Raw genomic sequence first — 21,451 nt, 5'->3', positions numbered from 1 at the left:
TCCCGCCCTCCGGATTGCCTACCCTTACTTCATGTCACGTGACGAGACCGCCGGCCTCCGCGCGGCCCAACTCCGCCTCGGCCGCCTGCCCGGATACGTCCGCCGGCCGGACCCGGCCCGCCGGAGCGGCGAACAGGGCCATACGTACAAGAAAGGCTGGGAGGTCCGCTTCACCGCCCGCAGCGAGGCGGAGATAGCCGAGATTCGCGACCTCGTGGTCGCCGCCGGGTTCGCCCCGGCCAGACCCTTCTTCAAGGGCCACCAGCTGATCCAGCCGGTGTACGGGATGGCCGCCGTCCAGGCCTATCTGGCCGCGAGACAGGCGGCCGAGGAACACGCCGCGCGCAGCGCCGTCGGCCGCGACCGGCGGGGCACCGGGGCCGACCTCGCGAGACTCACCGTGCACGGCGGGGACGAGGCCGACACCGCGAGACTCGCGAGCGCCGCCGGCGCCGCGGCCGCCGCAGCGGCGCAACTGGCCCGCCGGCGAGCCCTCGAATCGTTCCCCGCCCAGGTCGAGCGGCGCACCGCGGCGGACGACCGGATCACCCCGGCGGAGACCGGACGCCAGAACTGACGAGCGATCACACCCACGGCCGCGCTTCGCGATTCGGCCTCAGGCCGCCGGAGCGTGGTCGATGTGCACGGTGGCGGCCAGCAGGCGCGGGACCGCCCGGACCAGCGCCTGCTCCGCCGCCTCGGCCACCCGGTGCGCCGCCACCACCGAGAGCGTGCCGTCCACCACCACGTCCGCCTCGGCCCGCAGCGTGTGCCCGATCCAGCGCATTCGGAGCGCGCCCACCCCGCGCACGCCCTCCACCTCGCGCAACGCGCCCTCTGCGGCGTCCACCAGAGCCGGATCCACCCCGTCCATCAGCCTGCGGCCGACCTCGCGCACCGAACCCCGCAGCACCCACAGGATCGCCACCGTGATCAGCAGGCCGACCAGCGGGTCCGCCCAGGGCAGGCCGAGTCCGGCGCCGACCGCGCCGGCCAGCACCGCCAGCGAGGTCAGGCCGTCGGTACGGGCGTGCACACCGTCCGCCACCAGGGCCGCCGAGCCGATCCGCCGGCCGGTCCTGATCCGGTAGCGGGCCACCCACTCGTTGCCGACACAGCCGGCCACCGCCGCGCCGGCCACCGCCCAGAGGTGGCCCACCGGCCGGGGGTTCAGCAGGCGGTCCACCGCGGCCAGCCCGGCGAACCCGGCCGAGGCGGCGACCGCGAGCACGATCGCGACACCCGCCAGATCCTCGGCCCGCCCGTAGCCGTAGGTGTAGCGGCGGTTCGCCGCCCGGCGGCCGAGCAGGAAGGCCACCGCCAGCGGGACCGCCGTCAGCGCGTCCGCCAGGTTGTGCACGGTGTCGCCGAGCAGCGCCACCGAGCCGGAGAACAGCACCACGGCGGCCTGGACCAGCGCGGTGGCGCCGAGCACCAGGAGGGAGATCCAGAGCGTGCGCAGACCGTCCGCGGAGGCCTCCAGGGCGGCGTCCACCCGGTCCGCCGCGTCGTGCGAGTGCGGGCGCAGCAGATGGCCGAGACGGTGGCGCGGGGAGCCGTGCGCACGGGTCCGCCCGTGATCGCCGCGGCCGGAGCGGCGAGCTTGCACCTGACGGGCGTCAGCATGATCATCGGCATCACCACCGTGCGGGTGGTCGTGTGAATGGTTGTGCGGGCGCGGCTTCGCGCCGTGGTCGTGGACGTGAGCCTCCATACGGCCTACGGTGGCACATCAACTGCCTTGCAGCTATTGCCGTCCTACACCTCCTGACCAGGTGCGACGCGCTCGCACCTGCACCCGTGGCGCTACTGCGCACCACGCCACGACCGCTCCCTCGCCAACCCTCCGTCCGCCCCGCCCCGCCGGCCGCCACCGGAACCGGCCGGGCGACGGCGCACGCCGGGCGCTCCGGCCGATTGGTAACCCAGCGCACCGAGCGCCTACCGTAGAGTGAGCACAGATGATCGACCGTCAGAAATCCATCTCCCTTGCCGAGAAGTCGAGATGACAATTCGTCATGACAGCACCGCCGAACCCCCTCCGGGGCCCGGCGAACCACCCGACATGCCGTTGGAGTTCACGGCTTTCTGTGAGCTGCACCGGCCTCGGTACCTCAGCTACGCCCGGGTCTGGCTGCCGGAACAGGCCGAGGCGGCCGGCGCGGTCCAACAGGCGTTCGCCGAAATCGCGATCCGCTGGCGCGAGTTGCTGGGCAGCTCCAACCCGACCGCGCACGCCTGGCAGATCCTGCGCGGCATCGTCACCGATCACACCCGGCTGTCCCGGCCGCCGGAACCGGTCCGCCACCCCGTCGACGACGACCTGGCGATCCTGCACTACGTCGTCGGTCTCGCCGCGCCCGAGATCGCCGACGTCATCGGCACCGACACCGCCAGCGTGGCCGGCCGGCTCCGCCGGACCATGCTGCGCGAGGCCTCCGACTGGTGACCCCGGCACGGGCCCAGGCCCCGGCCGGAGGCCTGCCCACCGGCTGAACTCCCCTACACCACCCGCCGCCCGGCGGCCCGGGCCCGCTCGCCCGTGACGTCGTACAGGTGGTGGACCGGGTCATGGATCAGGTAGCGGGAGAACGACTCCACCGTGAAACGCGCGCCGTCGCTGCGGCCCCCCGTACGCTGCCACTGCCCGTCCGCGACCTCCTCGAAGGCGGCCGCCAGCGTCTGCGCGGCGGCGGCCAGCCCGTCGGCCACGCCCTGCGGACGCTGCTCCCCGTAGCGGTCGGCGACGGCCGTCTCGTCCTGGTCCCAGTTCGGGAAGAGCGGGTTCTCGTGGTCGAGCATGAGGTTCAGACGGACGTGGAACAGCCGGAAGACGTCCCGGACGTGGCAGGCGTACTCCAGGTCCGACCAGATCTCCGGACTGCGGCGGCGGCGCAGCGCGTCCTCCTCGCCGGCCAGCACGGCCAGCCAGGCGTCCGCATTGGCCCGGATCATCCCGGCGACCTCCTCCCGGGCCACGGACGGGGTGTCCAGACCGCAGTCCGGGCAGGGGCGCTCCAGGACCCAGGTCCAGTCCTTGGTGTCCGGGACGACGGCGGCGGGGTTCTCGGCGGTGGTCATGCATCCAGGATGACGGCGGGCCGGCGCCCCGGCCAGCGCCCTTACCGCCAGCGGCCGCCGAAATACTGCCAGCCCGCCGCCGGGCCGGACCGACCGCCCGCAGGCCGGAAACCCCTGGTCAAACCGGGGCGCTCCGGTCCATGCTGGACACCATGCTCATCCGCGAGGCCACCCCCGACGACTGGCCGGCCATCTGGCGCTTCCTGCGTGAGATCGTCGCCGCCGGCGAGACGTACTGCTGGGACCGCGACACCGGCGAGGAACGGGCCCGCGCCCTCTGGTGCAGGCCCGCCCCCGGCCGCACCTTCGTCGCCGTCGACGAGGACGGCACCGTCCTGGGCACCGCCGAGAGCCACCCCAACCAGGCCGGCCCAGGCTCCCACGTCGCCAACGCGGGCTTCATGGTCGACCCCCGCCACTCCGGGCGCGGAGTCGCCCGCGCCCTCTGCGCCCACGTCCTCGACCAGGCCCGCGCCGACGGCTACCGCGCCATGCAGTTCAACGCCGTCGTCGAGACCAACCACCGCGCCGTCGCGCTCTGGCAGTCCTTCGGCTTCGAGATCCTCACCACCGTCCCCGAGGCCTTCCACCACCCCGACAAGGGCGACATCGGCCTGCACGTGATGTACCGGAAGCTCTGACCCCCTCCCCGACCACCGCCTCCCGCGTCACGCCTTCGAGCGAATCCGCCGACACCGCGTTCACCCGGAGGGTTACTCCTTCGGAGGACGCGCCGCACGGCCCCGCTCACTGATACGGATTCCCCGACGGCGGCACCGGAGGCGTCGGGGGCGGCACGGGCGCCGTCGGCCCGGCATACGGGTACCCGCCGTACCCCGGCACCACGACCGCCCGCCTCCGGCGCCGCGCCCGCACCGCCACCGCCCCGGCCACACCCGCGACCACCAGCACCAACAGGCCGCCCGCGCCGACCAACGTGTACGTGATCCCCGGGTTCCCGCCCGCCCCCGCCACCGGCGCGGCCATCGGCGGCTCGGTCACGTCCTCGGAGGGCTCCCCACCGGGAACGGCCGTCGTCGCCCCCGGCGGAGTCCCCTGGGACTCCGCCCGCCCCAGCAACGGGTTCTCCTTCGGCCCGCCGTCCACTGCCGGATTGGCCTCCAGCGCCTTCGCCGGAGAGACCACCCCGTACCCGTACCGGTCATTCGGCACCGCCGAACCGTCGCCGGGCGGAGTCGCGCTCTTGATCATCCGGTTGATGACCTGCCCGGCCGAGAGACCGGGGTACTTCGACCGAATGAGCGCGGCCGTCGCGGAGACGTAGGCGGTGGCGTCCGAGGTGCCATTACCGATTCCGTAGCTCGATGTCGACTTGGCCGTGGCCTGATAGACCTCGGCACCGGGGGCCGCGAGCGTGGTCTCAGGACCTGGCGTAGACCGTTCCCATACACGTCCCTGGGAATCAACGGCCGCGACTGCCACCACTCCTGGGAATGCCGCCGGATAGTCGACATGCGTAAGCTGCCCGCCGCTGTTCCCCGCGGCCCCGACCAGAACAACGTCCTTGGACACCGCGTAGTCGACCGCCGCACGTGCCTGGGAATCAAACCGCGATGTCCCACCGACGGACAGGTTGATGACCTTGGCCCCGTGATCGACCGCAAATCGAATGGCCAGCGCGAGATCGTTCTGCTGGAGGTCCGGTGATTCACCGTTCGATCTCATTTTGACGGGCAGGATCTTCGCCTTCGGCGCCAGGCCCATGACCCCCGCTTCTGAGCCATGTCCGTGTCCCGCTATCAGACTCGCCATCGCGGTGCCGTGGCCGTCACCGTCGACCCGGCCATCCGTCTTCGCCCCGGAGAAGTCAGCGCCGGGCAGCACTTGGCCCGCGAGATCCTGGTGGTCCTGATGGACGCCGCTGTCCACAAGTCCGACGACGACGCCCTCTCCCTGGCTGACGGGCCAGACCTTGCTCTCGGCTTCGAGGAACGCCAGAGGCCACTGCTTGTCACGGATCTGGTCTGCCAAAGCCGGTGCGGCAGCGGTTCCCCACAGCAGGGCCCCAGCGGCAAGAACAGCTGCACCGCGCGCCAGTCGGCTGCTCGTCAAGCCTGGTCACCCCACTCAGCGAGGCCTCCCGCAGATCACGGGTCTGCGGGACAACCGGTCGGATCGGCCTGTCCTCCTTCGGACAGAAGTCATTCCACCACGTTCGGATTGGTCGGCTTGTCCGACGCCCACGTCTCCTCGTCCTCCACGAGGTAGTCAGGGCGCTTGCCGTCCTTCCCGTTGTCCTTCTTACGCCGCTGTGCGTCGCCGAACGGCATACCCGGAGCAAGCCCACCCCCCGTTCCGGCGCCGAGCTCCCCCCTGACTCGGTTCCGGGCGCCCAGGCCGGAACCGCCTTCGGTGAATGCCTGTCTCCCGCCCGACCCAACACTCGGGCGACCGCCCTCTCCGATGACGCCTCCGGTCCGCCCTGCCGGTCCGCTGCCGTCCCTGAGCCGCGGGGCACCACGACCGCCGGCTCCGTAGCCACCCTCGTAGACCTCTCCGGCACCAAAGGCCTGACCGCCGCGCACTGCGGACCTACCGGGGAGGTTCTCCCGACCGGGCGGCTCCCCGCCAGGCGCACCGGCCTTGTTCTGTCCCCCGGGCCCACCGGGGATACCGACAACCGTCCCCCCTGCACTGCCGAAGGTCCCGCCCCCGGGACCACCACCCGTAGATCCACCTGCAGGGCCAGCAGGGTTCGAGAAGCCGTTTCCAGAGATCTGGGTGCCCGAAGCAGGAAGACCGCTGCCGGACCTACCGGGGATGCTCGCGTTCGTACCGTCAATGCCCACACCGGGGCCGATATTGGTCGTGCCCGGAGACTTCGGCAGTGTGCGCGCCGCACCACCCTTGATCCCGGAGTCGGTCGGCGCGGCCGCTGCCGACGCGGCGGGGCGCTTCGCCGCAAGTTGGTCCGGAGGCTTCCGCCTCTGCGGTGCCGGGCTGTTCGTCACCGAAGAGGGCGTTCCGGTACTGCCCATGGCGGTTCCGGCAATCATCGCACCGACCGCCGCCGAGCCGGTGGGGTCGTCCTGCGAGACCGGATCACGGTTGTCCCCGCGCTTTCCGGGCGGAGGCGGCGGAGGCGGCGGCTTCAGCATCGGTGTCGCCACGCGGTAGTGCATGGCGAGGGTCTGCATGACCGCGACGGCTTCGGCCTTCTTCTGCTCGACGACCGCGGTCTTGGTGTCCTCGTCGTCGCCGCCGAAGAGGGAGGAGACGGTGTCGCCGACGCCGTCCTTGAACTGGTCCCAGCCGCTGGGTTCTTCGGGCATGTCGCGCTTGGCCTTGGCGATGGCCTCGGACATGGCCTTGAGGGTGATGGCGGCGTCGTTGGCGTAGGCGGCGGTGTTGTTGATGGTGGCGGCGAGCTGGAGCATGCGGGTGTGGAAGGCGTCGCTGGTGCTGCCCTCCCAGCTGACGGCCGCCTCGGTGCTGGCGCGGGTGAGGGTGGTGCGGATCGCCTTGAGGGTGTCGGCGGCGCGGCGCCAGGGGTCGCTGGCGGCCATGACCTCGCCGGGGTTCAGGGCCTCGGCCATCTTCCGGAGCTGGCCGTGGCTGTACGCGCCGAAGTCGGTGTAGTTCACCGGTGGTCGCCTCCGCTCTTCCTCGGCTGTTCGGTGCTCACCGTTCGGACTTCCCGCCGGAGTGCCGGGGCGGGGCCACCGTCCGGGCGTACGCGGCGGCGCTGGTGGCGGACGGGACCGCCACCGACCAGCCGTCGTCGCCGAGTTTGAGTCTGCCCGCGGTGCGGCGCTCCTGCTCCTCGTAGTTGGTGGCGGTGAGTTCGGCCTTCTTCTGGGCGTCGTCGACGGCTTCCTGGAGCTGGTTGAGCACGTCCCGCAGGCCGTCCCGCATCGCCTGGTACCGGCCGTGCAGTTCGGTGGCCTCGGCGAAGGTGCCGAAGGCGTTCTTGCCGACGCCGCTCCGGCCGTGCGTCGTGGTGCCGTCGGCGTAGTGCTGGAACTCGGCCAGCAGTACCCGGACCTGGGCGGCGAACGCCCTCAGCTGCTCGACCTCGACGCGGTAGCCGCCGCCGGCCCCGCCGCTCGAACCGGTCCCCGTGCCCACTCCCGGCGCCTCCCCCGTGCGTCCGTCCCGTACGTTCGTCCCGCGCGGCCCTCTGCGGCGCCCGGGAACACATGTCTAACACATGGCCCGGGCCGGCAGAACGGCATCGCCGGTGAACGCCACACCGCCTGACCCGGGGTCAGTTCGTGGGCGTCCTCTCCTGCAGCGCGGCGAGGGCGCGGCGGCAGAGCGAGTCGGCGCGGCGGGTGGTCTCGGGCAGGCGGTACTGGCGGGCGAGGCCGAGGGTGGTGTCGACGGCTTCGGGCAGGCCGATGCGGTGGCCGACCGAGACGAAGACGGGTTTGACGCCGGGCCGGGTGCGGACGGCGCGCCCGACCTCCTCGCCGGTCGCGGGGTCGGTGAGCGGGGTCCAGGAGCCGCGGGCGGCGTCCGGTGCGCGGTGGTCGAAGGTGAACGGGGTCTTGGCGACCCCGAGGGTGCGCAGGCCGGTGAGCACGCCGAGGTGGCTGGCCAGGCCGAGGCGGCGCGGGTGGGCGAGGCCGTACCCGTCGCAGACCACGGTGCCGGGGGTGCGGGTGAGTGCGGCCAGGGCGTCCAGGACGGCGGGAAGCTCCCGGAAGGCGAGCAGGCCGGGTACGTAGGGGAAGGCGATCCGGCCGACGGCCGTGGCCTCCTCGACGACGGCGAGGGTGTCGCGGTCCAGCAGGACGGCGGCGGCGACCACGAGGTCCCGCTCGTCGTCGTACGCGACGTCGACGCCGGCGACCAGCGCCTCGTCGGGCCGCTCGCCGGTGTCGGCGGCGGGGCTGTCGCCGTACGGCCGGACGAGCGGGCGCAGCCGTTCCTGCTCGGCAAGCGCCTCGGCCTCGGTGGTGGGCCAGTCGGCGGGGATGGGCACGGCGGTTCTCCCTGCGAGGGTCGGCGGTCGGGTCGCGACCACCGTACCGAGTGGGGCGGACGACCCCCGGGTGAGCCTGTGCGCCCCCTGTGCCCCGGAGCCGGCGGGCTAGCCTGAACGTACCGAACTCCCGTGCCGGGCATGGCTCCTGGCACCTCCCCCGGCACCGCCCGTTCCCCCCGACGTGCGAAGGACCACCGCCATGCCGCGCCCGACCACCGCTCAGATCTGCCTCGGCACCTTCACCGTCGTCGCCGCCACCGTGGCGCTGCTGGCCGTCTCGGGCGCCACCGGTGTCCTGGAGACCGCCGTCCTGCTGGGCTTCGCGCTCGCGCTCGGCACGCTGGTGACCCTGCTGTCGCTGTCCACCGCCGCCCGCCGGCGTCCGGCGGGCGCCACCGCCCAGGCGCCCGCACCCGCCGCGGGCCCCGCCGGGCACGAGTACGCCCGGCAGCGCTGACCCACCACCTGGCGGCACCGGACCCGAAGGGCTCGCGCTCAGGCCGTGGAGACCACCACGGTTTTCGCGGCCTTGTCGTGCAGGCACTGGCGGTACCGCTTGTCGAAGACGCCGAACAGGCCGTCGATCAGCCACCAGAGGGCGGCGCAGCAGACGACCGCCGGGACGATGAAGACGGCGGCCCGCGTCCAGGCGGCGGCCGGGGCCGGCGAGTTGCCGTCGGCCAGCATGGCGACCCGGATCTTCATCGCCTTCTTGCCGAGCGTCTGGCCGTCCCGGCTGAGCATCAGACCCTCGTAGACCAGGTAGAGCGCGCAGGCGAGCCAGAACGCGCCGGTCGAACCGGAGCGGTCACCGAGGCTGGCGAAGGGGAGTACCACGATGATCGCCACGACCTGCACGAGCAGGTAGTCGATCAGCCGGGCGAGGATCCGGTTGGGCCAGCTGCCGAGCGGCGGCATCCCGGGCAGGGGCCCGGCGCCCGGTGTGCCGTGTCCGGTCGGGCCGTAGCCGGGCGGCGGCGGCGGCTGGTCGTACGGCGACTGGCCGTAGGGGCTCTGCCCGTACGGCGACCCGCCGGGGGCGCCGCCGTACTCACCGCCGTACGCGCCGGGCCGGTCTTCGGGGCCACCGGACGACGGCGGGGGGTTTCCGTACGGGTCCGACGGCTTACCTTCCGGCGTGCCGCCGCCCGACTGCGGGGGCCGCTTGTCGAAGGAGGGCTGGCCGCCCCCCTCCGGCTCGGGGCCTGAGGGGTCGTGGGTGCTCATGCCCCGAGTAGAACATCACGCATTCTATGGGGTTGGGATATTTAGTCCGTTTTGCCTATTCGACCCGCACAACACGTCCTAGTCCCGGACGACCCGGGTGCGCGCCGCCCGGTCCTGCCAGCCGCGGCGGGCCGGGCGGTCGAGCAGCGGCCAGACCAGGCCGATCAGCAGCAGGGCCGCGAGCTGCCCGACGGTCCAGCGGAGCAGCGACCGGCCGAAGCCCAGCCGGGCGCGGGCGGCCGCCGGGGCCGCGTCCACCACCCGGATCCGGGCCAGGCGCTTGCCGAAGGTCTGGCCGGTACGGGCGGTCGGCAGCACCTCGTAGAGCAGTCCGACGAAGGCCAGGATGCCGAGGAGAACGGCGAGCCTGCCCACCACCACGCCGTCCACCAGCCAGACCTGGACCTGGTGGTGGGTGAGGACGCTGGCCATCCGGGCCTGGTCGAGCTTCCGCTGGAGGTGGGCGGACACCTCGCGGCCGAGCGGGAGGCCCGCGGCGGCGGCGACCACGGCCAGGACGGCGGTGTCCACCAGCCGGGCGGCCAGCCGGCGCCCCGGGCCGGCGGGTGTCCGCCGGGCGGGGCGGCGCCGGGCGGTGGACGGGCGGCGCGGGGCGGCCTCCGCCACCGGCCGGACGGCGGCTGCGGCAGGAGGGGGTACCACCGGGACCGACTCGGCCGACCCCACCGGGGCGGACGGGACCGACGGGGCGGACGGCGAGGCGGCCGCGGAAGCCGGTACGGGACCGGGCACGGCAGCCGCCGGAACGGCGGAGCGAACCGCCACCGGGCCTGCGCCGGGCCCGGAAGCGGCGCCGGGGCCGGGCACAGGACCGAGCGCGGCCCCCGATCCGGCCGCCGGCCCGCGCTCGTCCGCGACGCACTCGCCCGCACCCGGGAAGCCCGGAAAGCCCGGGACGCCCGAGAGCTCCGGGAAACCCTCGGAGTCCGGAGAGCCCATGGAGTGCGCGGAGTCCACGGAGTCCGGAGCCGGGCCGGCCCCGGACAGCACGCCCCAGGAGACCCAGCGCGGCGCGTCACCCGTGTCCAGCAGTCCGCGCTGGGTCCGCGGGTCGACCTGCCAGCCCGACGGGACGGACTCGTACCCCACCGCCGCGGACGCCCCCGCCTCACCACGCGCGGGCAGGAACACCGGGCCGCCCGCAGGCTCCACCGGCGGCCCGACGCTGAACGACGCCCTGCCCTCGGTCTGGTCCAGGTACACCGGCCCGGTCTCCCCCGCGGCCACCGCGGACCCCGCCGCGAACGCCTCCCCGGATCCCGCCCCCGGCGGCAACCCCGCCCCCTCCCCGCCGGCCTCCGGCACCACCGGCGGCGGCACGAACCGCGCACCGCCACCCACTCCGGCACCCCCCTGCACCGGCCTGCGGGACGCGAACCGGGGCGGCTCCAGCACCTCACCCGCCGCGGGGGCGGGCCGGCTGGTGCCGGGCACCCAGGCGGTGCCGCCCCAGTAGCGGACGAAGCCGGGGATCGAGGGGTCGGGGTAGTAGCCCGGCGCGGGGCCGACGGCCGTGTCCGTACCGCCGACGAAGGGCCGGTCCGTCATGGGGGTCTTCTTTCCTGGCAGGGCCGATGCGGCGCGCCCGGCGAGCACGCGGGCGACCCGGGGCGGGGCGGCGGCTGCGCCGTTGGCGCGCTCGGGGGCACCACCGCATGGGCGGACAGTCGCCGGACAGTCACAAAGGGTAGTGCCTCGGCGGCCCCGAGGTGGAAAGTTGGTCAATCATCGGACGGAGCGGGTTCGAACGGGGTAAGGCCGGCCTGCGGTCGCCCCGGCGCGCGCCCACGAACACGCGCTCACTCCACCGTGTTCACCACTCCTCACCGAAGTCCACGGAAGTCCGCGAAGAAATCTCGGAAACCCGAGTAAGAACGGACCCCGGACGCGCTCTGAAAGGGGGCAGGGCCCGGAACCGGGCACGAAACCGCAGGCAGAGAGGAAGCCGATCATGGAGCGCGCGACGAGCGTGGTCGAGCACGAGCTGGAACTCAACCTGGTGCTCTCACCCGAGCACAGCGTCCCCGTCCCGGCCCGGCTGTCGTACGGCAGCCACGACCCGTACGCGGTGCACATCACCTTCCACCTGGACACCGGCTCGCCGGTCACCTGGGTGTTCGCCCGCGAGCTGCTGGTCGAGGGGACCTTCCGGCCGTGCGGCCAGGGGGACGTGCGGATCTGGCCGACCCGCTCGGGCCGGCGCAGCGTGCTCTGTCTGGCGCTGAGCTCGCCGGCCGGGGACGCGCTGCTGGAGGCGCCGCTGCCGGCCGTCGCGGCCTGGCTGGAGCGGGCGCACCGGCTGGTGCCGCCGGGCAGCGAGCTGTCCGCCCTGGACCTGGACGGTTCGCTCGCCGAGCTGCTCGCGTGACCGGCCGCGCCCCCGGGGCGCACGACCCCGGCGGCCCGGACCGCTTCGCCGGCCCAGGCGGCCCCGACGACTCAGCGGGCCGCGGGGGCCTGCTGACGGTCGTGCGCGGGGCCCGGGTGGCCACCGCCGCCGCGCTGGCCGGGCAGCCGGACCAGCGGAGCGCCGGCGGCGCGCCTCCTGGCCCTTATGCGTAGCCCGGCGGCCAGCAGGAAGCAGAGCCCGACCCAGGGGTAGACCGAGGCCGGGAGCTGACTGGCCGGCGGGAGGTGCAGGTCGAGGTCGCCGTGGTGCGGCACGGCCCACATCGCGAAGGAGAAGAAGGCGACCAGCGTGGCCCAGAAGGCGGCGCGCCAGCGCAGCTTGCGGACGGCGGCCGGGCGGGCGTGCTCGATCGACGCCTCGCAGGCGAGCAGGGCGAGCATCGGCACGCACCAGACCCAGTGGTGGGTCCAGCTGATCGGCGAGATCAGGACGGCGGTGACGGCGGCGCAGCAGACGCCCCACGCCTCGGCGCGGGGCAGCCAGCGGGAGCTGTAGGAGGCCCAGGCGGCGACGCCGAGACCGGCCACGGCGACCACGACGCCGGCGAGGGTGGCGACGGTGCCGGGGTCGGCGGTGTGCAGCAGGCGGGCGATGGCGCCGCGCACCGACTGGTTGTCGACGATCTCGGTCTTGCCGACCCGCGAGGAGTCGTAGAGGTACTTGGTCCAGAAGCCCCAGGTGGCGTCCGGCAGGACGAGGGCGCCGATCAGGAAGGTGCCGAGGAAGGTGAAGCCGGCCACCAGCGCGGCCCGGACCCGGCCGGTGATCAGCAGGTAGACGGCGAACAGGCCGGGGGTGAGCTTGATGCCGGCGGCGATGCCGATCGCGACGCCCTTGCTGCGGCGCCCGTCCGGGCGGGTGAGGTCCCAGAGGATCAGGCAGGCCAGGGCCAGGTTGATCTGGCCGTAGCGCAGCGTGGTGAAGACGGGTTCGAGCCAGACCCCGCCGCCGGTGACCAGGATCACGCCGAGCGGGCGCAGTTCCCGGCGTGGCCAGCCGACCAGCTTGAACGACAGGTGGGTGAGCAGCGCGAGCAGCCCGAGGTTACCGAGTGTGATCGCCACCCGGAGGAAGGGGACGGGGAACCAGGTGGTCGGCACGAACAGCATCGCGGCGAACGGCGGGTAGGTCGCGGGGAGGTTCCACTCGGTGACCCGCAGTCCGTACAGATCGGTGCCGTTGGCGACGGCGGCGCCCTCGGCCCGGTAGACGATCATGTCGACCATCGAGGTGTGGACGAAGTGCCGGACGACGGCGTAGACGACCAGGGACAGCAGCGCCACGGCGGAGACGGCCAGCAGTGGTCGGCGCGGCGCCTCGCGCAGGGCCTGGACGGGCGCGCCGAGGGCGGCCTTCAGCCGGTTCGACAGGGGGGCGGGCGCCGGGTCGGGTGCGGTTCGCACCGGGCTGCGCTCGTCTTGCACCGCTGTCACTGTTCCGCTCCGTCCACCGCTCGACCAACCAGCGACGATACCGGATGCCCGGCACCCCGGCCCGGCGCCGTTCGGTCACGGAGAGTGTCCACCCTGAGGGAAACGCCCCGGCCGGCCACGCTCCGTTGCGGTCGGTGCGCGGCCGGCCGGGGCCGGGGGGAGGGCGGTCGACGGGTCAGCCGGCGTAGGCGCCGAGGGCCCGGGTGAAGTCCAGCGGCTGCTGGACGATGCTGCTGCAGCTGGCGTCGGCGTACGCCTTGGCGCCGCCGTCGCAGGCCTTGTCCCGGGTGCCGGACCACATGGCCAGCCAGGCGAGGTGCTTGGCGGTGGCGAAGTCGGCGAGCTGCTTGGCGTCGGCGACCGTGAAGATCTCGCTGGCGACGTCGTTGACGCCGATCATCGGGGTGACGGCGACCTTGCGCCAGGCGGACGCGTCGTCCAGGCCGAGCACGCTCTTCACCTGGGCCTGGGTGGCGGTGGCGGCGGCGATGGCGTACTTGCCCATCTGGCCCTGCGGGTTCGGGGCGACGCCGTCGCCGAAGTCCATCGCCATGATGTTGACCGCGCCGATCGCGACGCCGTTGTTCTTGGCGTCGGCGACCAGGTTGACGCCCTCCTGCGTGAGGCCGGAGGGCAGCGCGGGCAGGGTGTAGGAGACGTCCAGGGCCTTGCCCTTGGCCGCGGCGTTCTTCTGCAGCTGGGCGATGGACTGGGCGCGGCGGGTGTTGGCGGCGGTGTTGCCGATCGCGCCGCCCTCCACGTCGAAGTCGATCTTGGTCAGGCCGAAGGTGTCGACGGTCTTCTGGTAGACGGCGGTCAGGTCGGCCACCGAGGAGCAGGCGAGGGCCAGCTCGCTGCCGTTGGCACCGCCGAAGGAGACCCGGACGTCGCCGCCGATCGCCCGCAGCGCGCCGATCTGCGCGGCCACCGCGTCGGCGGAGAGGTCGCTGACGCCGCCCCACTTGGGGACGCAGCCGCCGCCGGAGACCACGAAGGCCAGGGTGAAGTTCTTGACGCCGCTCGCCTTGGCGGTGGCGACCAGGTCGTACGGCGGGTAGAGCGAGGTGTCCACGAACGGGGCGAAGCCGGCGCCGGTGGCCGGGACGGGCGTGCCGGTCGCGGTGGGCGTCGGGACCGTGGTCGGCGTCGGCGCCGGGGTGGTGGGCTTGACGGTGGCGGTGGGGCTGGGCGGGGCGGTGGTGGGCTGGGCCGTCGCGGTCGGGGTGGCCGACGTCGGGACGGCGGTCGCGGTGGCGCTGGCGCTGGGCGAGGTGGTCGGCCGGCCCGAGGGGGTGGGCGCGGTGCCGTCGCCGGCCTTGCAGGAGACGTTGTTGATCAGGCAGTTGCCGGGCTCGCCCTGGGCGGCGCCGGAGCCCTGGGCGACGAAGCCGACCACCACGCTCCTGCCGGGCTCCAGCCGCTTGTTCCACGACTCGGGCTTGACGGTGATGCGCTGCCCGGTGGCGCTGAAGGTGGCGTTCCAGAGCGAGTCGATCTTCGCTCCGGCGGGCAGGTCGAAGGAGAGCGTCCAGTCCTCGATCGCGCCGCTGTCGGGGTTGGTGACCAGGTACTGGCCGGTGTAGCCGGCGTCCCAGGTGCTGGTGCGGCTGTAGACGGCGCCCAGCGAGGCGGCGCTGGCCGAGGACGCGAGGACGACGACACCGCCCGCGACCAGCGCGGCGGCGACCGCCGAGGCGCCGATGACGGTCCCCTTGCGGCTGCGTCGGCGGCGGCCTGGACGGCGGTTGGGCTGGGTCGTCATAGGGGCGTACCTCCGCTGGGAAACCTCCCCGCCCGAAAGGGTGGGGGAGGCAAGGTGGGGCCGGTGGGGGCCGCAGCGGCCGGGCGAGGGTGCGTGGACCCGTCGCGGGCCTGCGACCCGGCTCGGTCGGGTGACCGGCGCGGACGACGCTAGCGGTGCCCGAGGACCGGAACCGGCCTGCTGAGCGAGGGGTACAGGTCCCTTAGGGCCCGCTTAAGAAAGAGGCCGGGGGCGTCGCCGGGGTTCACCGCTGGAACAGCGCGCTGCGGCTGCGGCGGCGGCCGGCCCGGGCCGGGGCGCCGTCGGGGCGCGCCTCCAGCCGCAGCCGGATCTCGGCGCCGCCGAGCACGGCGGAGCGGCCGAGCGCGAGATCGCCGCCGGTGGCCTCGGCGAGCTTGCGGGCGATGTCCAGACCGAGGCCGGTGGAGCCCTCGCCGCCGTGGCCCTGGCCGCGCTGCAGGGCGGCCTCGGGGTCGGTGAAGCCCGGGCCGGCGTCGCCGACCAGGACGATGACCGAGCTGTCGGCGGCGAGCACGTCCACCGAGAAGGCGGTGCCGACGGCGGTGTGCCGGAAGACGTTGCCGAGCAGCGCGTCCACGGCGGCGGCGAGGTCGCCGCGCTGGACCGGGACGGGGGCCGGCTGGTCGGCGCCGGCGAGCTGCCAGCGGCGGCCCTCGTCCTCGGCGAGCGCGGACCAGAAGCCGACCCGTTCCTGGATCACCTCGGCGGCGTCGCACCCGACGGTGACGGCGGGCGCGTCCTCGGGCGCCCGGCGGGCCGAGCGGATGATCTGGTCGACCTCGCGCTCCAGCTGGGAGACGGCGTGCCGGGTGGCGTCGGCGGCGTCGCCCTCGCCGAGCGAGGCGGCGTTGAGCCGCAGCACGGTGAGCGGGGTACGCAGCCGGTGCGACAGGTCGGCGGCCAGCTCCCGCTCGGCGGCGAGCAGGTGGACGACCCGGTCGGCCATGGCGTTGAAGGCGTGCGCGGCCTCGCGCAGTTCCTCGGGGCTGCCGGCGGTCTGCCGGCCGTCGGTGGGCACCCGGACCGCGAGGTTGCCGGCGCCGAGCGAACGGGCGGCGCCGGCCAGCCGGCGGGCGGAGGCGACGATCCGCGCGCCCATCCGGTCGGCGACCAGCACCGAGATGGCGACCAGGGCGAGTGCGACGGCGGACAGCACCAGCCAGGCGGTGGAGACGCCCCGGGTGAGGTCGACGTCGGCCACGAACACCTCGACCACGGCGGTCCGGCCGGTGTCGACGGCGACCGGCTGGAGCAGCGCGAAGCCGCCGGGCACCTCGACGGTGAACGAGCGGCCCTGGCCGGCGGCGCTGGCCACGTCGGCGGCGAGCGCGTGGGCGTCGCCGATGGTCGGCCCGCCCCCCTCACCCGCGCCGGCCGGCTCCCCGCCCGCCGCGGCGGGCACGCCGGGCACCGCGGTCGGTGCCGCGCCGGGCAGGACGCCCGGCACCGCGGCCGGTGCCGTGGCCGCCGTGCCGTCCGCCCCGGCGGCGGTCCGCGCCGGGGCCGGCAGGTGGACCGCCATCCGGCGCTGCGCGCCCGCGTCGGTGCTGGCCACGGCGCGGGTGATGGCCTCCTGGCCGGTGGTGATGGCGAGCGCCGGGCCGAGGGCCGCGGCCTGACGCTCCGCCGCGGTGAACGCCCGGTCGCGGGCGGTCTGCTGGACCATCAGCCCGAGCGGAATGAGGAAGGCCAGCGCGACCATGGTGGTACCGGCCACGGCGGCCTTGATCAGGGCCCAGCGCAGCGAGTGGCCGAACTTCCTCATGTCCGGCGCTCCGCGTGGGCCGGCCCGGGACCGGTGGGGTGCCCGGCCGCCTCCAGCCGGACCCCGACGCCGCGCACGGTGTGCAGGTAACGGGGGCTGGAGGCGGTCTCGCCGAGCTTGCGGCGCAGCCAGGAGAGGTGGACGTCGATGGTCTGGTCGCCGCCGTAGGTCTGACGCCAGACCTCGGCCAGGATCTCCTTGCGCGGCACCACCACCCCCGGGCGGGCGGCGAGAAAGGCCAGCAGGTCGAATTCACGGCGGGTCAGATCCAGCGGCCGCCCGTCCAGCGCGGCCTCGCGCCGCTGGAGATCGATGGCGAGCCCGCCAACTCTGAGCACCTGGGCCACGGGGGCCACGCCGCCGCCGAGCCGGCGCAGGACGGCGGCCATCCGGGCGCTGAGGTGCTCACCGGAGAAAGGTTTCACCAAGTAGTCGTCGGCGCCGTCGTTGAGCAGCCGGACGATCTCGGTCTCGTCGTCGCGGGCGGTGGAGATGATGACCGGCACATTGGTCAGGCCGCGGATCATCTTGAGCGCCTCGCTGCCGTCCAGATCGGGCAGGCCGAGGTCGAGGATCACCAGGTCACAGCCGACCTGGGCGACCTCGCGCAGCGCCTCAAGTGCCGTGCCCACACTGCGGACCGCGTGGCCGGTGTCGGCCAGGTGCCGGATGAGGGCGGAGCGTACGAAGGGGTCGTCCTCGACCACGAGCACTGTTGCCATGGGGCTGCACGGTACGCCATCGGCATGCAATGGTCTGTACCTCGGGGTCGGGTCCGGCCCCGGCCGCGGGCGGGGCCGGACCCGGTCCGGCCCGCGGCCGGGGTTTTGTGCAACTACCCTGCCGAATAGCAGGGGTGCCCACCTGCCGCGCCCCGGGATACGGCAGGATGTGCGCACGATGCGGAACGGACTGGTACAGCTCGGCGCCTGGGCGGCAGCCACCGGGGCGGCGGTGGCGCTGTCCTGGCTCGGCGTGCACGCGGTGCTGACCGGCGCCGCGTTCGAGCAGCCGACGGCGCTGCCACTGCCCTCCCCGGCCTCCAGCGGGACCAGGCCGACACCCACGCCGACGCCCACGTCCGCGCAGGCCCAGACGCAGGCGCCGTCGACGCCCCAGCCCCAGCCGCCCGCCCCGCCGTCCACGCCCGCCGCCCCGACCACCCAGCGCAGTCCCGTCACCGCGGCCACCGCCCAGCCCTCCTCCCGCCGGCCCGTACCGACCGCCACCCCCACGTCCACCGTGCGCAGTTACCCGGTCCCGGGCGGCAAGGTGGCCCTGGACATCCGGTCGGACAGTGCCTCGCTGGTCTCCGCCACACCGGACCCCGGCTGGACGATGCGGGTCTGGAACGGCGAGCAGTGGCTGCGGGTGGACTTCACCAAGGACGACCAGACCAACTCGGTCATCGCCTACTGGAACGGCCACCCGCCGATTGTCGACCCGGTGATCCGCTGACCTCCCGTCACCACCCCTCGAACGGCAGGTACCCGGGCAGATAGGGCCCGGTGTAGCGGGAGCGGTCGACCAGGGTGTGCCGGGTGCCGCCGGGCACCCTGATCGCGGCGAGCACCACCGTGCCGTAGCGGTCCCGCACCTCGTACGGCTCGGCCAGCGAGCCGGCGCCCCGGTCGACGGCGAAGTCGTACGCGTAGTGGACGTCGGGCACCGCCACCGCCAGGTCCACCACCCCGTCGCCGTGCCGGGCCAGGTACGCGGCCAGCTCCCGCCCGCGCGGGCCGACGACCTGGACCGGCGAGGTGAGCACGAACCGCGTCCCGGGCGCCCGCAGCACGTACGAGACGGTCTCCGGCTCGCCCGTCCCGGGCCCCGCGTAGGCGGTACATCGCAGGCCGAGCGCGGCGGCGTAGCGACGTGCCGCGCGCTCGGCGTCCCCGACCGCGAAGACCACCGCGTCGGCGCGCCCCATCGGGACGAGGTCGGGCTCCTCCCGGCCCGCGGCGAGCAGAACGGGTTCGGCGGCGGTGTCGGTCATGACGGCCCTCCCGGTAGGCGTACGGGACCACGATCAGCCCGGGCGCGGTGCGGGGACCGGCTCACGGGGGTGTGGCTGGAGGGTGGCGCCGAGCCGACCGCCGCGCAACTGTTCCGTTTCCTCCTGGTCAAGGTGTGCGCCGGGGCGGGAGAATCGGCCGCACCGCTGTACAGAATGCCCACCGGAGGACGGAGCCCGCGATGCCCCCCGCCAACTCCCCGAGCTCCCCCGGCTCGGCCGACTCCCCTGCCGCACCGAGCCCTTCCGCGCCGCCGGCGGGCGCGGGCGGCGGCAACGACGCGATCGACCCGCTGGACGGACGGCTGATCCGGCTGCTGGCGGAGGAGCCCCGGATCGGGGTGCTGGAGTGCTCCCGCCGCCTCCAGGTGGCCCGGGGCACCGTGCAGGCGCGGCTGGACCGGCTCCAGGCGAAGGGGGTGATCGGCGGCTTCGGCCCGGAGGTGGACCCGGCGGCGCTGGGCTACCCGGTGACGGCGTTCGCCACGCTGGAGATCTCCCAGGGGCAGGGCGCGGACGTGCGGGCGCACCTGGTGGGCGTGCCGGAGGTGCTGGAACTGCACACGATCACCGGGCACGGGGACATGATGGTGCGGATCGTGGCCCGTTCCAACGCCGATCTGCAACGGGTGATCGACCGGGTGGTGGGCTTCGACGGGATCGTCCGGTCCTCGACGGCGATCGCGCTGGAGAACCCGGTGCCCTACCGGATCCTGCCGCTGGTGGACCAGGCCGCCGCGGAGTAGCCGCCCGGCCCGGCACCCGCGCCGTCCGGCCGCCGTCGGCCGTCAGCAGCTCGGGACGCCGCCGCCGTTCCTGAGCGCCTCCAGCGCGGAGACGGCCTCCCCCAGCGTGCCCACCGGGACCAGCCGCAGGCCCTCGGGCGTGTTCACCTTGGCGTCCGTGCACTCGTCCTTGGGCAGCAGGAACACCGTCGCGCCGTCCCGGGCGGCGGCCTGCGTCTTCAGCGGTACGCCGCCCACCGCGCCGATGGTGCCCTGGTCGTCGATGGTGCCGGTGCCCGCGATCTTCAGCCCGCCGGTGAGGTCGCCGCCCTTGCCGTCCCCGGCGAGCTTGTCGACGATGCCCAGCGCCAGCATCTGGCCGGCGCTCGGGCCGCCGATGTCGCCGAGGTCGACCTTCACCTTCACCTGGTCCGGCGAGAGGTGGAGGTAGGAGAGCGCGGCCATCGCGGCGCTGTTCTGCGACTCGGCCATCTGCCGGGCGGTGACCTCCTCGGCCTTGGCCGGATTGCCCTGCGGGTAGACGGTGTCGGTCGGCCGGACCGCCTCGTCCCGGTCGAACCAGGCCTGCAGCGAGCGCCAGAAGGTGGTGCGCTCCCCCGGGCTGGTCGCCGAGATGGTCACCATCCGCAGCTGGCCGTCGGTGGCCCGGACCGGCGCTCCGGTGATGGTGAGCACCGGCCGGTCCTGGTAGCTGCCGAGGGTGTCCGCCGTCACGCCGGGCCAGGTGAGGGTGTACGGCAGCGGGACGAAGGCCGCCACGCCGAACAGCGCGGTGACCAGCGCCCCGCACAGCGCCAGCGCGCGGGTACGGGGGGCGGTCAGGGCCTTGGGCAGCCTGGAGTCGGACACAGAGGCATCCAAACACACCCGGCACTCCCGCCGGGTACTACCGCAGGGCGTCGGCCACCTCGGTCGCCGCCTCCACCACCCGGGGGCCGACCCGCTCGGGGACCAGTCCGTTCAGCATCACCACGCCCACGCTGCCCTCGATCCCGCTCAGCCCCAGCAGCGCGGCCGCGGCGCCGGACGCCCCGGACTGCTCCTCCGCACGGGTGATGACGAATCCCTGGTCCGGCCGGCGCTGGCCGGGGAACCCGCGCGCCTCCAGGATCGCCCGCCCGGCGGCGCTCTCGCCCAGCGGGTGGCGCAGGCCGGTCCGGTACGCGACGTGGAAGTCGGTCCAGCTGGGTTCGACCACGGCGACGGCCAGCGCCTCGTTGCCGTCCACCAGGGTCAGATGGGCGGTGGCGCCGAGGTCCTCGGCCAGGCTGCGCAGGGCCGGCAGGGCCGCCTCGCGCAGCAGCGGGTGCACCCGGTGCGCCAGGCGCAGGACACCCAGGCCGACCCGGGCCCGGCCGCCGATGTCCCGACGGACCAGCCCGTGCTGCTCCAGGGTGGCCAGCAGCCGGTAGACGACGGTCCGGTTGACGGCGAGCCGGGCGGCCAGTTCGGTGACCGTCAGCCCGCGCTCGGAGTCGGCGAGGAGTTTGAGGACCCGGACGCCACGGTCCAGGGTCTGGGAGGTCTCTGCAGTCACGACGCGCAATTCCTTTCCGCGGCGGTCGCCGGAGCGGCGGCGCCGGTCCGGGACTCAGGTGTCGCGCGCAGGTGGGTGACCGCGCTCGGGCCGCGGTGTGTCGTCCTTGACGCCCTGGCGGTCCTGCGGCGCCCGTCCCCGGGGGTTACCCGGCGGAAGAGCGTGTGGGAAAGGTAGTGAAGGAAATGTCGCGACGGAAGTGGTTGTCCAAAATTCGGGCATGATCGATTTGAACGCGCCCGGCAAATCCGGGCAAATGCCCACGTATCACAAGGCGTGACCGGGTGTCAGTTCGAACACAGTCCGAAGTTCGGACACCTGGACCGGAGGGGGGCGCCACGCCCGGACCGGCCGCCCCGGGTGCCCGGCCCCGGACGCCCGCCGGCTCAGCTTGTCGTTTTACCTCCGGTGATCGGCTTGAGGTTGTTCGATCTGGTCACCCACATGGGGATCTGCCGGACACGGCGACGACCTCCGTTTCAC

General features: G+C 74.2%; 22 protein-coding genes. 7 read left to right on the top strand and 15 right to left on the bottom strand.

Annotation, left to right across the window (positions count from 1 at the left end; all coding sequences use genetic code 11):
• The first annotated feature begins 31 nt into the window (after positions 1 to 31).
• Positions 32 to 577: a hypothetical protein gene (locus tag ACIQIB_RS18995; protein WP_363606629.1), complete on the top strand. Its 546-nt coding sequence runs from the start codon at positions 32 to 34 to the stop codon at positions 575 to 577.
• A 39-nt stretch (positions 578 to 616) separates the two neighbouring features.
• On the opposite strand, the gene ACIQIB_RS18990 is transcribed toward ACIQIB_RS18995, so the two are convergent.
• Positions 617 to 1,714 (bottom strand): cation diffusion facilitator family transporter, encoded by a 1,098-nt coding sequence (locus ACIQIB_RS18990; protein ID WP_400759151.1) that lies wholly within the window; start codon positions 1,712 to 1,714, stop codon positions 617 to 619.
• A 291-nt stretch (positions 1,715 to 2,005) separates the two neighbouring features.
• Here ACIQIB_RS18990 and ACIQIB_RS18985 point away from each other — a divergent pair, with 291 nt between their 5' ends.
• Positions 2,006 to 2,449, top strand: a complete 444-nt coding sequence (locus tag ACIQIB_RS18985) for a hypothetical protein (protein WP_363606626.1) — start codon at positions 2,006 to 2,008, stop codon at positions 2,447 to 2,449.
• Between the two features lie 53 nt (positions 2,450 to 2,502).
• Here ACIQIB_RS18985 and ACIQIB_RS18980 read toward each other — a convergent pair whose 3' ends face one another.
• Positions 2,503 to 3,081 (bottom strand): DinB family protein, encoded by a 579-nt coding sequence (locus ACIQIB_RS18980; RefSeq protein WP_400759148.1) that lies wholly within the window; start codon positions 3,079 to 3,081, stop codon positions 2,503 to 2,505.
• Positions 3,082 to 3,233: 152 nt separating this feature from the next.
• Between ACIQIB_RS18980 and ACIQIB_RS18975 the strand changes: the two genes are divergently transcribed.
• Positions 3,234 to 3,722, top strand: a complete 489-nt coding sequence (locus ACIQIB_RS18975) for a GNAT family N-acetyltransferase (protein ID WP_400759145.1) — start codon at positions 3,234 to 3,236, stop codon at positions 3,720 to 3,722.
• Between the two features lie 106 nt (positions 3,723 to 3,828).
• Here ACIQIB_RS18975 and mycP read toward each other — a convergent pair whose 3' ends face one another.
• The 4 genes from mycP to ACIQIB_RS18955 form a co-directional block, all read right to left on the bottom strand.
• Complete coding sequence (mycP, locus tag ACIQIB_RS18970; RefSeq protein ID WP_400759143.1) at positions 3,829 to 5,154, bottom strand: type VII secretion-associated serine protease mycosin; 1,326 nt, start codon at positions 5,152 to 5,154, stop codon at positions 3,829 to 3,831.
• 89 nt (positions 5,155 to 5,243) lie between these two features.
• Entirely contained in the window at positions 5,244 to 6,686 is a 1,443-nt protein-coding gene (locus ACIQIB_RS18965) for a WXG100 family type VII secretion target (RefSeq protein WP_400759140.1), read from the bottom strand.
• 37 nt (positions 6,687 to 6,723) lie between these two features.
• Entirely contained in the window at positions 6,724 to 7,170 is a 447-nt protein-coding gene (locus tag ACIQIB_RS18960; RefSeq protein ID WP_363606620.1) for a hypothetical protein, read from the bottom strand.
• A gap of 139 nt (positions 7,171 to 7,309) precedes the next feature.
• Positions 7,310 to 8,029, bottom strand: a complete 720-nt coding sequence (locus ACIQIB_RS18955) for an endonuclease V (RefSeq protein ID WP_400759137.1) — start codon at positions 8,027 to 8,029, stop codon at positions 7,310 to 7,312.
• Positions 8,030 to 8,231: 202 nt separating this feature from the next.
• On the opposite strand from ACIQIB_RS18955, the gene ACIQIB_RS18950 reads away from it, so the two are divergent.
• The gene (locus tag ACIQIB_RS18950) at positions 8,232 to 8,489 is read left to right on the top strand and encodes a hypothetical protein (RefSeq protein WP_363606618.1); all 258 of its coding nucleotides are present in this window, start codon (positions 8,232 to 8,234) and stop codon (positions 8,487 to 8,489) included.
• A gap of 38 nt (positions 8,490 to 8,527) precedes the next feature.
• Here ACIQIB_RS18950 and ACIQIB_RS18945 read toward each other — a convergent pair whose 3' ends face one another.
• Together ACIQIB_RS18945 and ACIQIB_RS18940 are read right to left on the bottom strand one after the other, a co-directional pair.
• Positions 8,528 to 9,259 carry an RDD family protein gene (locus ACIQIB_RS18945; protein WP_400759135.1) on the bottom strand — a complete coding sequence of 244 codons (732 nt, stop codon included), beginning with the start codon at positions 9,257 to 9,259 and terminating at the stop codon, positions 8,528 to 8,530.
• A 78-nt stretch (positions 9,260 to 9,337) separates the two neighbouring features.
• Entirely contained in the window at positions 9,338 to 10,828 is a 1,491-nt protein-coding gene (locus ACIQIB_RS18940) for an RDD family protein (protein ID WP_400759134.1), read from the bottom strand.
• A 403-nt stretch (positions 10,829 to 11,231) separates the two neighbouring features.
• On the opposite strand from ACIQIB_RS18940, the gene ACIQIB_RS18935 reads away from it, so the two are divergent.
• The gene (locus ACIQIB_RS18935) at positions 11,232 to 11,648 is read left to right on the top strand and encodes an SsgA family sporulation/cell division regulator (protein WP_363606615.1); all 417 of its coding nucleotides are present in this window, start codon (positions 11,232 to 11,234) and stop codon (positions 11,646 to 11,648) included.
• Positions 11,649 to 11,719: 71 nt separating this feature from the next.
• Here ACIQIB_RS18935 and ACIQIB_RS18930 read toward each other — a convergent pair whose 3' ends face one another.
• From ACIQIB_RS18930 to ACIQIB_RS18915, 4 genes are all read right to left on the bottom strand, one after another.
• Entirely contained in the window at positions 11,720 to 13,123 is a 1,404-nt protein-coding gene (locus ACIQIB_RS18930) for a glycosyltransferase 87 family protein (protein WP_400759132.1), read from the bottom strand.
• Between the two features lie 175 nt (positions 13,124 to 13,298).
• Positions 13,299 to 14,885 (bottom strand): cellulose binding domain-containing protein, encoded by a 1,587-nt coding sequence (locus ACIQIB_RS18925; protein WP_400759129.1) that lies wholly within the window; start codon positions 14,883 to 14,885, stop codon positions 13,299 to 13,301.
• Between the two features lie 244 nt (positions 14,886 to 15,129).
• Positions 15,130 to 16,671, bottom strand: coding sequence for a sensor histidine kinase (locus ACIQIB_RS18920; protein ID WP_400759127.1), 1,542 nt, complete (start codon positions 16,669 to 16,671; stop codon positions 15,130 to 15,132).
• Complete coding sequence (locus ACIQIB_RS18915; RefSeq protein ID WP_363606611.1) at positions 16,668 to 17,393, bottom strand: response regulator transcription factor; 726 nt, start codon at positions 17,391 to 17,393, stop codon at positions 16,668 to 16,670. The genes ACIQIB_RS18920 and ACIQIB_RS18915 overlap by 4 nt, the downstream gene beginning before the upstream one ends.
• 178 nt (positions 17,394 to 17,571) lie before the next feature.
• Between ACIQIB_RS18915 and ACIQIB_RS18910 the strand changes: the two genes are divergently transcribed.
• The gene (locus tag ACIQIB_RS18910; RefSeq protein ID WP_400759125.1) at positions 17,572 to 18,129 is read left to right on the top strand and encodes a hypothetical protein; all 558 of its coding nucleotides are present in this window, start codon (positions 17,572 to 17,574) and stop codon (positions 18,127 to 18,129) included.
• Between the two features lie 7 nt (positions 18,130 to 18,136).
• Here the strand turns inward: ACIQIB_RS18910 and ACIQIB_RS18905 are convergent, their stop codons facing one another.
• Positions 18,137 to 18,667, bottom strand: coding sequence for a VOC family protein (locus ACIQIB_RS18905; protein WP_363606608.1), 531 nt, complete (start codon positions 18,665 to 18,667; stop codon positions 18,137 to 18,139).
• A gap of 200 nt (positions 18,668 to 18,867) precedes the next feature.
• Between ACIQIB_RS18905 and ACIQIB_RS18900 the strand changes: the two genes are divergently transcribed.
• Positions 18,868 to 19,431 (top strand): Lrp/AsnC family transcriptional regulator, encoded by a 564-nt coding sequence (locus tag ACIQIB_RS18900; RefSeq protein ID WP_363606607.1) that lies wholly within the window; start codon positions 18,868 to 18,870, stop codon positions 19,429 to 19,431.
• Between the two features lie 42 nt (positions 19,432 to 19,473).
• Here ACIQIB_RS18900 and ACIQIB_RS18895 read toward each other — a convergent pair whose 3' ends face one another.
• Positions 19,474 to 20,280, bottom strand: a complete 807-nt coding sequence (locus ACIQIB_RS18895) for a S16 family serine protease (RefSeq protein WP_400759122.1) — start codon at positions 20,278 to 20,280, stop codon at positions 19,474 to 19,476.
• Between the two features lie 37 nt (positions 20,281 to 20,317).
• A complete protein-coding gene (locus ACIQIB_RS18890; RefSeq protein ID WP_363606603.1) occupies positions 20,318 to 20,968 on the bottom strand; it encodes a helix-turn-helix domain-containing protein in 651 nt (216 codons plus the stop codon).
• Between the last annotated feature and the right edge of the window lie 483 nt (positions 20,969 to 21,451).

Source organism: Kitasatospora sp. NPDC092286 (assembly GCF_044755565.1).
GTDB lineage: Bacteria > Actinomycetota > Actinomycetes > Streptomycetales > Streptomycetaceae > Kitasatospora.
Note: the sequence above shows the minus strand (reverse complement) of the source record. Positions and strands in the feature narration are given on the sequence as shown.